The sequence below is a fragment of the Mesopusillimonas faecipullorum genome, from assembly GCF_020539505.1.
GTDB lineage: Bacteria > Pseudomonadota > Gammaproteobacteria > Burkholderiales > Burkholderiaceae_B > Mesopusillimonas > Mesopusillimonas faecipullorum.
In genome coordinates this window covers 284,580-296,523 of sequence record NZ_JACDXW010000004.1, presented here as the reverse complement: position 1 = coordinate 296,523, position 11,944 = coordinate 284,580, and the positions used below count along the sequence as shown (strand labels likewise).

Sequence of the window (11,944 nt, the reverse complement as noted above, 5' to 3'; positions counted from 1 at the left end):
CCTTAGTACTGGGCATAGGCCTTAGGGCAGGTCTTGCCCATATTTTGCTGGATGATTTGGGCATCAAGCGCATTGGTTAAGCCATCAACCTGCCCATCGATGAACATATCGTAAACGCTGGATTGCCCCCATTCTTGGGCAATCCGGCGCCAGTTGGCCATATCCTCTTCGTTGACGACACCATCACGATTGCCATCGCCCGGGCAAGCAGGGTCGGAAGCCAATATGCTTTCCATGCTTGCCACCAGCGCCTCGTAGCGTTTTTGCATGGCGGGCTCAAGGTTTCCACCCTTCCCCAACAGGTTTTCCTCGGGGTTATCGAGCAAAGGCTTAGGTGCCTCTTCATTGACCAAATAAAGCTCGTCGCTTTCGGTGTAGCCGCAACTTTTGTTGGTGGCATCGTATGACTGCGTGGTGTTGCGCACCAACTTAAGGGTAGCGTCACGAACCGCCACAGAACGCTCGGGGAAAATATTAAGCTGATCAAAGCCCTTGCCGGCCAAGGCTTGATTCACCGCGCAGCAGTTTTTGTACCCTTTACCGCCGTTGTCTATGACCGAGTCTTCATCGTAGCCTTCGCCCCACCAAACACCCTGATTGTCTTCGCACACGCTTTTGCTCATGGGTATTTGCGTGCAGGCGGTATCCATGACACAAGGGCCGTTCTGGCCGCCATTGTCTTGGATATTGAAACCCGAGATAGCAAAGTTGAGGCTGCGCACGCTGTCTTGCCTGGGGTTCTCAAGGTAGGCCAACATGGGCGCGGCATCAACTGGACGGGGTACGGCTTGGTGTACATCAATGCCGGCCACTTCCCCGAACAGCTGGAACAAGTCGACCACATTGACCATATGACCGACATCCCGATTGGGTTGCTCGACCTGCGGGCCGGCAACAATAAGCGGGACCCATACGCCGGTCTGATAGGCCGTACCCTTGGCCCGCTGCGGATTGAAAGGCTCTTTGACGGCAAAACCAAAGGTGCCGTTATCACCGATGATGACCACCATGGTATTGGAGGCTTTGGGATCATAGGCCAAGGCGCCATCTGCGCCACGCTTGGCAATACCGGTTTCAATCAGAATGCGGCCTATTTCGCTGTCAAGCGCTTCGGTCATGCGGTTCTGTAACACGCGCATCTGGCCGAAGTCTTCGCAGCTTGCCAGATCGGCCAAGCCGGTTCCACCCGGCACCAAATCGTGCGGAGGGGGCTGGATGGGCGTGTGCGCGGCACTGAAACTAACTGTGGCCATCCAGGGCGCGGCTGAGTCAGTGCGCGCTTTGATCCAGTCTATGGCCGCATTGGCCTCGATGCGCGTGCGGTATCCGCGACCGCGGGAATCATCGAGAGGGACCTCCTCGAGCTTGCCGTTATCGATAATGACCAGTGGCGAGACATAATGCGCGTTCTCGCGCTTAAAGTTCAGTGGCGGGTGAGCATCGCCGCAATTATTTTTGGGGACAAATATGCCACCTGACTCTAGACACTGCAAACCTGGGGCATCGCTTTGCAGCCCTTTGCCTTGCATAGGGACGCAAGAGTTGTCGGCGTAATAGCAGGCACCGGTGTCTGCGCCACCCGCAGCTTTGGCATTGGGGACAAAGCCACAGGAATACCGCGTGTTGCCTTCGGCCACACCGCCAGCCGTTGTGTCAATGGAGCCTGGCACGCCATCGACCCAACCATAGAAGTAGTCCCAGCCCAACACGCTGGGCGTCGTTACCCCCGCTTGATTGTGATGCGGCCCGGCCAAATGAAACTTGCCGAACATGGCGCTTTCGTAACCTGCTGCCTTAAGCAGCTTGGGGGCCGTAACCTCGAAGGGCGAGACTTGCGAAAGGGCCGAATCGTTGGGACCTATGGCTTGATTGATATTGGTTCGAACAGGGTAACGCCCTACGAACAAGGCTGCGCGACTGGGCGAGCATTCGGGCATGGCCCAGGTGTTGCGAAACCGTATGCCGCCATCGGCTATGGTGTCGATATTGGGTAGCTGGGGTGGAGTCTGCCCCCCATAGCCGAACGACGTCATTTGGTCTATGCCCACGTCGTCCATGATGAACACCAGGATATTGGGCGTAGAGGCGACGGGTGGAGGGACGGGATCGACATCACTGGAATCACTTGACCCACCGCAAGCCGCCAATAGCCAGGCTGACGCTAACAAAGCGGCTGCCGCGCGCAAGGGATGAGCATCCATAGTTGTCTCCAGATTAATTGTTATGGCTTTGCTAAAAGCCCCACCCTGAGCCACCGGATGTCAAATGAGCGTTTCAATAAATAGATAAGCCCCGACTCTACGCTGCAGTAAACTTTACTTCTTAAATAAGTAATTGAAAATATTTTTCTCATAAAAAATGCCGGCCAGCCAAAAAAGCTAGACCGGCATGCGCCTGTGAAGCTTGGTGTAGGCCGCCTGTAATGAGCCAGGCGCGCCTGGCCTTTACTTGTTAGGTTGAGGCGTTACACGCAGATAAGGGCGAACAACGGTGTAGCCCTTGGGGAATTTTTCCTTCAACACGGCTTCGTCCTTCAGGGACGGAACAATGATGACGTCTTCGCCATCCTTCCAGTTGACAGGCGTTGCCACGCTGTAGTTGTCCGTCAGTTGCAGCGAATCGATGACACGCAGGATTTCGTCGAAGTTGCGCCCAGTGCTGGCAGGGTAAGTAATGGTTAGCCTGACTTTTTTGGCTGGGTCGATGACAAACACCGAACGCACTGTTACGGTAGCGCTGGCATTGGGGTGAATCATGTCGTACAGCTCGGAGACCTTGCGGTCTGCGTCAGCAATGATGGGGAAATTAACCTGGGTCTTTTGCGTATCGTTGATGTCGTCTATCCAGCCCTTATGCGACTGAGCATCATCAACGGAGAGCGCCAAGACTTTGACATTACGTTTGGCGAATTCGTCGGCCAACTTGGCTGTGTAGCCTAGTTCGGTGGTGCACACGGGCGTGTAGTCGGCCGGGTGCGAAAACAACACGCCCCAGCTGTCACCCAAGAACTCGTGAAAGCGTATAGGACCGATGCTGCTGTCTTGTTCGAAGTCGGGGGCGGTATCGCCCAATCGCAGAGTTGCCATGATGATCGTCCTTAAAAGAGAAAACATGAGGGTCGTAGCACATTCATGATAGTGCCACTTTATTTCAAAAAATCAAAATTCCCCTTGTTTATATTCTTATGGCTTATATTTAATTAGAGGAACCAGACAATACTAACAAGCGGCTCCCTCCGAATATGAAAACACCCCAAAGACTGGAAGGTAATTCAGCCTTTGGGGTGCAACATGACGAATTTATACCTGCTACGGGTTTACTTGAGCCCGTAGCGGGGCATATGGACGCTTACAGCGCCTTGGTCAGTTCAGGTGTGGCCTGGAACAAATCAGCCACCAGCCCGTAATCGGCTACGCCGAAAATCGGGGCTTCGGGATCTTTGTTGATGGCAACGATGACCTTGGAATCTTTCATGCCGGCCAGATGCTGAATAGCGCCGGAAATACCTACCGCCACGTACAACTGAGGCGCAACGATCTTGCCGGTTTGACCCACTTGCCAATCGTTGGGCGCGTAGCCTGCATCGACCGCCGCACGTGAAGCACCCACGGCTGCGCCGAGCTTGTCTGCCAGGGCCTCGACAACCTTGAAGTTCTCGGCACTGCCCAAACCGCGGCCACCAGAGACCACGATAGGAGCGCCGGCCAGCTCGGGACGATCGCTTTTGGCCACTTCACGGCTAACAAAAGCGGAAAGACCGGTATCAGCCACGGCATCTACATTCTCGATGGCCGCTTGGCCGCCTTCAGCCGCCACGGCGTCAAAGCCCGTGGTACGCACGGTAATGACCTTGACCGGGTCAGCCGACTGCACCGTTGCAATGGCGTTACCCGCGTAGATGGGGCGCTGGAAGGTGTCTGCCGAATCGACCGCAATGATGTCGGAGATCTGTGCAACGTCGAGTTTAGCTGCCACGCGAGGCGCTACGTTCTTGCCGCTGGCGGTAGAAGCAAACAAGATATGGCTATAGCCTGAAGCCAATGCCAACACCTGGGCGGCCAGGTTTTCAGCCAATGCGTTTTCGAGGGCGGGTGCATCGGCAACCAACACCTTGGCCACGCCGACAGCTTGCGCAGCCTGCTGAGCAACCGCTTGCGCATTGGCACCGGCCACCAACACGTGCACGTCGCCACCCAGCTTGGCAGCGGCAGCCAATACATTCAATGTAGCGCCCTTCAGTTGGGCATTGTCGTGTTCTGCAATAACGAGAATGGACATGTTCAGATCACCTTTGCTTCGTTCTTGAGTTTGTCGACCAGTGCCGCCACATCAGGCACCACGACACCGGCTGCGCGTGCCGGAGGCTCGGCGACCTTTAAGGTCTTCAGCCTGGGAGCGACATCGACACCGAGTTCCTCTGGGGTGAGGGTCTCGAGGGGTTTTTTCTTGGCCTTCATGATGTTGGGCAGCGTGACATAACGCGGCTCGTTCAAGCGCAGATCGGTTGTGATGATAGCCGGCAGCTTGAGGTCCAGGGTTTCCAGACCGCCGTCGACTTCACGAATGACTTTGACGCGATCACCGGTGACTTCGACCTTGCTGGCAAAGGTAGCCTGCGGCCAATCTAGCAGCGCGGCAAGCATTTGACCGGTTTGGTTGGCGTCGTCATCGATAGCCTGCTTGCCCAGGATAACCAATTGAGGCTGTTCTTTATCAACGACCGCTTTGAGCAGTTTGGCAACAGCCAATGGCTGCAACTGAGCATCGGTTTGCACCAGCACGGCACGATCGGCACCAATGGCCATAGCCGTACGAAGGGTCTCCTGACTTTGGGCCACGCCGCAAGAAACGGCAACGACCTCGGTGGCCACGGACTGCTCGCGCAAGCGCGTGGCTTCTTCGACAGCAATTTCGTCGAAGGGGTTCATGGACATTTTGACGTTAGCAATATCTACGTCGCTTTGATCGGACTTGACGCGTACCTTGACGTTGTAATCAACCACGCGCTTGACGGGTACCAGCACCTTCATCGAGCACTACCTCCGGATAAAAATTGAACGACTAATTCTTGGTATGGCGGGCTTCCATGGTTTAGGGAAGACGGCCCGAGTGTAAAAACGCCTTATTCTACAAGTTTGCCAGCTTTTTTATGTGCAGTGCAACACAGCGCCCCAAGGCAGGCAAATCGTAGCCCCCCTCAAGCAAGCTGATCACCCGCCCTGAGGCATGGCGTTCGGCCACCTGCATGATTTGCTCTGTGAGCCAGAGATAATCGCCATCGCTAAGGTTAAGCTGTGCCATGTCATCATCCCGGTGGGCGTCAAACCCTGCAGAAACCACAATCAATTGCGGCCGGAAGGCCTCGAGACGGGGTAACCAATGTTGCTGCACCAGTTGCCTCATCTGCTCGCCGTTCGCGCCCGCGTGCATGGGTAGGTTCAATAGGTTTTTTCCACTATTTTGAGCGTACACACCAGGAAAAATATTTTCTTGAAAGATTCCGCACATTAGCACTTTATCATTTCCAGCAAACATTTCCGCTGTTCCATTGCCATGATGCACATCAAAATCAATAATTGCTATACGTTCTAACCCGTATTTTTCGAGTGTATACGCTACAGTTATAGCAACATTATTGAGGAAGCAGAAGCCCATGGCTTGTTCGGGCCGCGCATGGTGCCCGGGTGGGCGTACGGAACAGAAGGCAGTTTGGGCCTCTCCTCCCATGATGGCGTCTACCGCAGTCATACCCGCCCCAGCTGCGGCCCACATCGCCGCAGCCGTATGAGCGCACATCAGGGTGTCATCATCCAGCGTCGCCACCCCTTCAGTGGGAGCCAACATATCGAGAAGATGCAGGTAACTTTGCCCATGCACACGGAGCGCGTCTGTAGGCTGCGCTGGCTGGGCTTGCCGCTCATCCAGCAAATCCAGCAGGCCTTGCGCAATCAACTGATCTTGAATGGCGTCCAGCCTGTCGGGCGATTCCGGATGCCAGTCGCCCATGTCGTGCAATCGACATGCGGGATGGGTAATATAGAGCGTCTGCATAAAGGATGATTATGTTCAAGCCCAATGGGTTTTTGCAAGTTTCGTTGTTGGCGTTGCTAACCGCTTGCGCCGCCTCTCCTGGTACACCTACAGCCTCCGGCTCGGCAATGTCTTCCCCGGAACCCACACAAGCACAAGTGGCAAGGCCCTCGGTGCCGCTAAGCAGCAGCGAACAGGATTATGCCTTGTACGTTGCACAATCCCGGCAGCTACCGGTAAACCATGTCGAGAATCGGCTAAGCCAAGCCAGTTATAACGCGCGCGTGGCCGAACTCATGTCGCCCGCAAAAACCACTCGCGTACGCCGCAGCTGGACGGTGTATCGCAAGCGTGTGGTTGAGCCCATACGAATACGCGCAGGCTTGGAGTTTTGGCAGCAACATCAAAACACCTTAGAGCAAACTGCCAAGCAATACGGCGTGCCTGCCTCCATCATCGTCGCCATCATAGGCGTAGAGACCGTTTACGGGCGCCACACCGGTGGTTTTTCAGTACTGGATGCTCTTTATACACTGTCTTTCCGCCATCCCGAACCCGCACGCCCTGAACGTGTGCAAATGTTTCGTGAACAACTGGCCGACCTTATCGAATTGGATTACGCCGGCCAACTAGACGCGACAAGCGCCAAGGGCTCGTTTGCAGGGGCTATCGGGCTGCCTCAGTTCATGCCTGGCAGCCTGAAGCTTTATGCGGTAGATGGCGACGGTGACAAACACATAGACCTTCATGGCAGCGTCCCCGATGTAGTGGCTTCAGTCGCCAATTTTTTGATTATGCATGGCTGGCAGCCCGGTTTGCCGGTGTTTGCGCCGGTCAAGCTCCCAGCTAACGCCAAAACATTGGTAGCAGGCGGCCTGAAGCCCACGCTTACCTGGGACACCTTAAAACTGGCGGGTGCCACCACCCAGGTCGGCTCACCACAAGCCTGGCAAACCTATGAATTGGGTGTCGTGGATTTGGTTGACGAAACCCAACAACGCGCCGAATACCGTACCGCCACACCCAATTTTTTTGCCATCACACAATACAACCGCAGCTATTTTTACGCAGCGTCGGTGGCCGATCTGGCCCAAGCATTAGAGTCTGAACGCAGAAAGCTGGCTGCGCGCTAAGCGCATAGCCTAGCTTTCTTGATTGAAAACACCCGTGGAAAGATAACGGTCACCCCGGTCGCAGACGATGAACACGATGGTGGCATTTTGCACGCGGGCAGCCACGCGCAATGCCGCCACCAAGGCACCAGCCGAAGATATCCCCGCAAATATGCCTTCTTCGGCGGCCAGTCGGCGCGCCATGGTCTCGGCTTCAGGCTGGCCGATGTACTCCAGGGCATGGACACGATCGGCATGATAAATCTTGGGCAAATAGGCTTCGGGCCACTTGCGTATACCCGGAATTTGCGCCCCTTCCGCAGGCTGCGCCCCAACTATCTGGATAGCCTCATTACAGTCACGCAAATAGGCCGCCACCCCCATGATGGTGCCGGTGGTACCCATGGCGCTGACAAAGTGCGTAATTTGGCCTTCGGTTTGCTGCCAGATCTCGGGCCCTGTCGTGTCAATGTGTGCCTGGGGGTTGTCGTCGTTGCCGAATTGATCCAGCACTTTACCTTTGCCCTCGGACTGCATGCGTAGCGCCAGATCTCGGGCGTACTCCATGCCACCCTGAGACGCCGGGGTGAGGATAAGCTCGGCGCCATAAGCTGTCATCGCGGCACGACGCTCTAGGGAAAGATTGTCTGGCATGATGAGAATCATGCGATAACCGCGTATCGCAGCCACCATGGCCAAGGCAATACCCGTATTGCCACTGGTGGCTTCGATGAGCGTATCTCCCGGCCGGATTTCGCCTCGTTGCTCGGCCCTGACTATCATGGACAAGGCCGGGCGGTCTTTGACAGAACCCGCAGGGTTATTGCCTTCGAGCTTGGCAAGAATCACGTTGCCACGCGCTTGGGCTAAATCGCCGGGAATACGCTGCAAACGCACCAGGGGCGTACGCCCTATTGTCTGTTCTAGGGTAGGATAATTTGGCTTCATCGCGAAATCATACACCGGGCGTGGCCCACGCTGCCAATTTGCTAGCGCCCGGCCACAGACTTGCTTACACCAGGTTTATCAGGTGAAGCCGTCATGCGCGGCGCCGAAAGTTTCAGTCCTGCCGCCTGCAACGACTGCACTTTTTTGGCCCCTATCCCCTTGACGCGTTCCGATAGGTCTTCGAATGAGTCGAATGCACCACCTCGCATACGTTCATCCAGTATCGCCTGGGCCGTTTTTGGCCCTATGCCACGTATGGTTTGCAGAGATTCCTGAGTCGCACTATTTACATCGACAGCCCAAGCGGGAACCGAGCCGCTCAAGGCTAGGCCCAAAAGCACAACAGCATTGCCCGCCAAGCGTTTTAACCCCACACCCGAGGGCTTAGAGCGCGCCTTATCGCTTTTAAGCGCGCGCGAACGGCGTCTTAACAAGCGTGCCATGCGCGAAGGCCTACCTTGCGATGGGCCGCCAGATGCACGCTCGCCTTTCGGCCAGTGTGCTGCGGCGTCTTGCAGCGGCTCAGCTAAAGTGGAATCGATAAATGGGTTCATGATGCTGCCTCCGTTGAACGATGCTGGGAACACAGCGTGCGTATAGGTAAGGCACGCTGTTCAAACATCATGCAACGCGGGACAGCCCACGTCTGCCGCCAATGAACACTTTTCTCCACCAGTAGTTTTGCCTATGGTGGAGAAAAACCAATCAGATCAGAGCCGCCCGGTTTGAACCAGATGCTGCGCGTAAGCCGCAACCCCCTCTTGCACAGTCATGAAAGGCTTGTCATAGCCTACGCTACGCAGACGCGACAGATCAGCCTGGGTATGGCTTTGATAACGCCCTTTCAGGTCGTCGGGGAAAGGCACATAGCGCAGCAAACCTTGCTGAACCAACTCTGGCAATGAGAGCTGCTCTTCACCCTGGGACTGACGCAAGGTATTGACCACCGTTGACGCCACATCGTTGAAAGGCTGAGCCCTGCCGGTGCCACAATTGAACACCCCAGAGATATCGGGCCGTTCGAGGAAAAACATATTGACTGAAACCACGTCGTCTACGTGGATGAAGTCTCGCATCTGACCGCCGGACTCATAGCCATCCCAACCCCCAAATAAGCGCACATGACCTTCGGCGCGAAACTGGTTCATATTGTGAAAGGCCACCGAAGCCATGCGGCCTTTATGCTGCTCACCAGGGCCATACACATTGAAGTAACGCAGCCCCACCACAGGTGCGGTCAGGTTGTCTAGATGCCGACGCAGCACCTGATCGAACAAATATTTAGAGTAGCCGTACACATTAAGCGGCGCTTCGAAGCGCAGGTCTTCGACGTATTGCGGGCCGGCGCCATATACCGCAGCGGAAGATGCGTACAGCAAAGGCACTTTATGCTTTTGCGCGAATTCGAAAATCTCGAGCGTGACGCGATAGTTGTTGTCGAGCATGTACTTGCCGTTGCGCTCGGTGGTGTCTGAGCAAGCGCCTTGATGCAAGATAGCTTCGATCTTGGGTAAGCGATTTTGCGCCAGGCGGATGCGGAAATCGTCCTTATCCATGTAGTCGGAAATACTCAGATCCACCATATTGACGAACTTGTCGCCTTCGACCAAGTCGTCTACGACCAGGATGTCTGTGTGCCCCAAGCGGTTCAAGCCGCGTACCAGATTGCTGCCTATGAAACCCGCAGCGCCCGTGACGATGATCATGCTAGTTCTCCTGCTGTAACGACCGACGTACCTAATTTTCCGACCACAATACCGCCCGCCTTGTTGGCCCACTGAACGGAGTCGAACCAAGCCAGACCCGAAGCCCGCATCACTGCCAAGGTAGCCAAAACGGTATCCCCTGCCCCAGAGACGTCGAAAACCTCTTGAGCCAGAGCATCCACATGTTGCCGCCCTTGCTCGGTAAACAAGGTCATACCTTGCTCTGAGCGCGTGACCAGCAAGGCTTCGAGCTGGAGGCGTTCACGCAGTGCCTGTGCCCGCGCTGTCAGTTCATCCTCGGTGCGCCAAGCCCCTATGGCTTCGGTCATTTCAAGCCGATTAGGGGTAATAACCGACGCGCCCACGTACTGTTCGTACTCGCGCCCCTTGGGGTCCACAAGCACCGGCACGCCGGCTTGTCGCGCCATATCGATCAAGGCTTTAACGCCATGCAGAGTGCCCTTGGCATAATCGGAAAGCACCAGGACATCGTGCTGAGCCAACCATTGGGCTACAGCCTGTTGCAACTGTGCCAGGGACTCTGCGGCAGGACGCTCTTCGAAGTCGACCCTCAATAACTGCTGCTGTCTTCCTAGCACCCGCATTTTCAGCGTGGTGTGTAAACCCACATCGGTCAAAAGTTGAGTGCGTATGCCGGCCTGCTGAGACAGCGCATCAATCTGACGCCCTGCTTCATCGTCGCCAACAATGCCTAACAAGCTGACTTGCGCACCCAGCGCGGCCACATTGCGCGCCACATTGGCTGCGCCACCTAGGCGATCTTCGCGTCTGGCCACTTTGACCACGGGCACCGGCGCCTCGGGTGAAATGCGATCGACTTCACCAAACCAATAGCGATCAAGCATCAGGTCGCCAACCACCAACACCCGCGCGGCGGCTACCGCCTGCATGGGAAATGTACTCATACTGCTTCCTCGATACGCCGGGGCTGATAGGTTTCCCAGGCGTTGCAGCCCGGGCACTGCCAATAATAATGTCGGGCTTCAAAGCCGCACTCACGACAAGCATATCGATCAAGGCGTTGCGTATGCCTATGGATTAGCTTACGCAACAGCCCGAGGTCAGCCAGAGACTGCCCCTGCACCGCCACCCGCTCGCCTTCGGGAGCCGCCAGCTCGACTTCGAGCAAACGATCCAATCCAAGCAAAGAGGGCTGCGCCTGCAGTGCTTCGCGCGCAAACGCCCATGCTTGATCGTGACCAGTCTGCTCCCGCAGACCACGAAATACAACGTTGAAGACATCCAAAGAGGGATGGCGCAGGTAATGCTGACGCAGCAGCGCCAAACCCTGAGCGCTTTGCCCGCCACGTTGGTAGTTTTCGTACAACTGAGCCGCCACCAAGCCTGAATAGGCAGGTGCGCCGCTAAGCACCGATTCGAGAAACACACGCTCGCCGTCGTACTCGCCTTGCATGCGCGCCACACCGGCACGCAACATGGCAATGCGCGTCATCGCCGCTTGACCCTGTCCGTCGCCCACCAGCTTCTTTGCCGCATGCTCGGCCGCATCCAACGCAGCGACCGCCTCTTGAATATCAGGCGGTTTTACCGCCAATGCCGCTTGTGCCAATTCGCACTGATAGTGCGCCAACTGCGGAACAGGCTCATCCACCAAGCCCCTGAGGCGACGTACCGCATCAATAGCCCGTGGCCAATCGTGTTCCGACTCATAAATACGAATAAGCGCTCGCACGGCTGACACGGCATAGCGGGTTTCCAGCACTTGTTGAAAGGTTTGCTCTGCCCGATCCAGCATCCCGGCCTTAAGAAAATCGTGGGCTAGTTCATACAGGGCTTGCTCTCGTTCTGCTTGCGGCAAGTCTGAACGCGCCAGCAAGCTTTGATGCACTCGTATAGCGCGCTCCATTTCGCCACGGCGCCGAAACAGGCTGCCCAGGGCAAAGTGCAATTCGGTGGTTTCGGGATCAAGCTTGGCGACTTCGATAAAAGCATCGATGGCGCGATCAGGCTCTTCATTCAAGATGAAATTAAGCCCTTTGAAATAAGAATCAGGCAAATTGCGCGTTTCGGACAGCATTTGCCTGATGTCTACACGTGCGGCCACCCAGCCCAACGCAAATAGGATAGGGACAAAAATCAGCCACCAGGTTTCAAAATCCATGATGC

The 11,944-nt window shown here is 55.9% G+C and carries 11 protein-coding genes; 1 reads left to right on the top strand and 10 read right to left on the bottom strand.

The window, feature by feature from the left end:
- Window positions 1-2: 2 nt before the first annotated feature.
- The 5 genes from H0484_RS09685 to H0484_RS09665 all read right to left on the bottom strand — a co-directional run bounded on the left by H0484_RS09685 (window position 3) and on the right by H0484_RS09665 (window position 6,051).
- Complete coding sequence (locus H0484_RS09685; protein ID WP_226954367.1) at window positions 3-2,201, bottom strand: sulfatase-like hydrolase/transferase; 2,199 nt, start codon at window positions 2,199-2,201, stop codon at window positions 3-5.
- Window positions 2,202-2,444: 243 nt separating this feature from the next.
- Window positions 2,445-3,086: a peroxiredoxin gene (locus H0484_RS09680; protein WP_226954366.1), complete on the bottom strand. Its 642-nt coding sequence runs from the start codon at window positions 3,084-3,086 to the stop codon at window positions 2,445-2,447.
- Between the two features lie 262 nt (window positions 3,087-3,348).
- A complete protein-coding gene (locus H0484_RS09675) occupies window positions 3,349-4,278 on the bottom strand; it encodes an electron transfer flavoprotein subunit alpha/FixB family protein (RefSeq protein WP_226954365.1) in 930 nt (309 codons plus the stop codon).
- A 2-nt stretch (window positions 4,279-4,280) separates the two neighbouring features.
- On the bottom strand, window positions 4,281-5,030 hold the full coding sequence (locus H0484_RS09670; RefSeq protein ID WP_226954364.1) for an electron transfer flavoprotein subunit beta/FixA family protein: 750 nt from the start codon (window positions 5,028-5,030) through the stop codon (window positions 4,281-4,283).
- A 97-nt stretch (window positions 5,031-5,127) separates the two neighbouring features.
- A complete protein-coding gene (locus H0484_RS09665; protein ID WP_226954363.1) occupies window positions 5,128-6,051 on the bottom strand; it encodes a histone deacetylase family protein in 924 nt (307 codons plus the stop codon).
- Window positions 6,052-6,062: 11 nt separating this feature from the next.
- Here H0484_RS09665 and mltB point away from each other — a divergent pair, with 11 nt between their 5' ends.
- The gene (gene mltB / locus H0484_RS09660; protein WP_226954362.1) at window positions 6,063-7,163 is read left to right on the top strand and encodes a lytic murein transglycosylase B; all 1,101 of its coding nucleotides are present in this window, start codon (window positions 6,063-6,065) and stop codon (window positions 7,161-7,163) included.
- Between the two features lie 9 nt (window positions 7,164-7,172).
- Here the strand turns inward: mltB and cysM are convergent, their stop codons facing one another.
- The 5 genes from cysM to lapB form a co-directional block, all read right to left on the bottom strand.
- Entirely contained in the window at window positions 7,173-8,090 is a 918-nt protein-coding gene (gene cysM / locus H0484_RS09655) for a cysteine synthase CysM (RefSeq protein ID WP_226954361.1), read from the bottom strand.
- 41 nt (window positions 8,091-8,131) lie between these two features.
- The gene (locus tag H0484_RS09650; RefSeq protein WP_226954360.1) at window positions 8,132-8,644 is read right to left on the bottom strand and encodes a ComEA family DNA-binding protein; all 513 of its coding nucleotides are present in this window, start codon (window positions 8,642-8,644) and stop codon (window positions 8,132-8,134) included.
- 156 nt (window positions 8,645-8,800) lie between these two features.
- Complete coding sequence (gene rfaD / locus H0484_RS09645; protein WP_226954359.1) at window positions 8,801-9,796, bottom strand: ADP-glyceromanno-heptose 6-epimerase; 996 nt, start codon at window positions 9,794-9,796, stop codon at window positions 8,801-8,803.
- Window positions 9,793-10,722, bottom strand: coding sequence for a D-glycero-beta-D-manno-heptose-7-phosphate kinase (gene rfaE1 / locus H0484_RS09640; protein ID WP_226954358.1), 930 nt, complete (start codon window positions 10,720-10,722; stop codon window positions 9,793-9,795). The genes rfaD and rfaE1 overlap by 4 nt, the downstream gene beginning before the upstream one ends.
- Window positions 10,719-11,939, bottom strand: coding sequence for a lipopolysaccharide assembly protein LapB (lapB, locus tag H0484_RS09635; RefSeq protein ID WP_226954357.1), 1,221 nt, complete (start codon window positions 11,937-11,939; stop codon window positions 10,719-10,721). Before lapB ends, rfaE1 begins: the two co-directional genes overlap by 4 nt.
- Between the last annotated feature and the right edge of the window lie 5 nt (window positions 11,940-11,944).

What these genes read in the sequence shown, in the direction of transcription:
- H0484_RS09685 (WP_226954367.1), bottom strand. Translation starts at nt 2,201, where the DNA reads ATGGATGCTCATCCCTTGCGCGCGGCAGCCGCTTTGTTAGCGTCAGCC.
- H0484_RS09680 (WP_226954366.1), bottom strand. Translation starts at nt 3,086, where the DNA reads ATGGCAACTCTGCGATTGGGCGATACCGCCCCCGACTTCGAACAAGAC.
- H0484_RS09675 (WP_226954365.1), bottom strand. Translation starts at nt 4,278, where the DNA reads ATGTCCATTCTCGTTATTGCAGAACACGACAATGCCCAACTGAAGGGC.
- H0484_RS09670 (WP_226954364.1), bottom strand. Translation starts at nt 5,030, where the DNA reads ATGAAGGTGCTGGTACCCGTCAAGCGCGTGGTTGATTACAACGTCAAG.
- H0484_RS09665 (WP_226954363.1), bottom strand. Translation starts at nt 6,051, where the DNA reads ATGCAGACGCTCTATATTACCCATCCCGCATGTCGATTGCACGACATG.
- mltB (WP_226954362.1), top strand. Translation starts at nt 6,063, where the DNA reads ATGTTCAAGCCCAATGGGTTTTTGCAAGTTTCGTTGTTGGCGTTGCTA.
- cysM (WP_226954361.1), bottom strand. Translation starts at nt 8,090, where the DNA reads ATGAAGCCAAATTATCCTACCCTAGAACAGACAATAGGGCGTACGCCC.
- H0484_RS09650 (WP_226954360.1), bottom strand. Translation starts at nt 8,644, where the DNA reads ATGAACCCATTTATCGATTCCACTTTAGCTGAGCCGCTGCAAGACGCC.
- rfaD (WP_226954359.1), bottom strand. Translation starts at nt 9,796, where the DNA reads ATGATCATCGTCACGGGCGCTGCGGGTTTCATAGGCAGCAATCTGGTA.
- rfaE1 (WP_226954358.1), bottom strand. Translation starts at nt 10,722, where the DNA reads ATGAGTACATTTCCCATGCAGGCGGTAGCCGCCGCGCGGGTGTTGGTG.
- lapB (WP_226954357.1), bottom strand. Translation starts at nt 11,939, where the DNA reads ATGGATTTTGAAACCTGGTGGCTGATTTTTGTCCCTATCCTATTTGCG.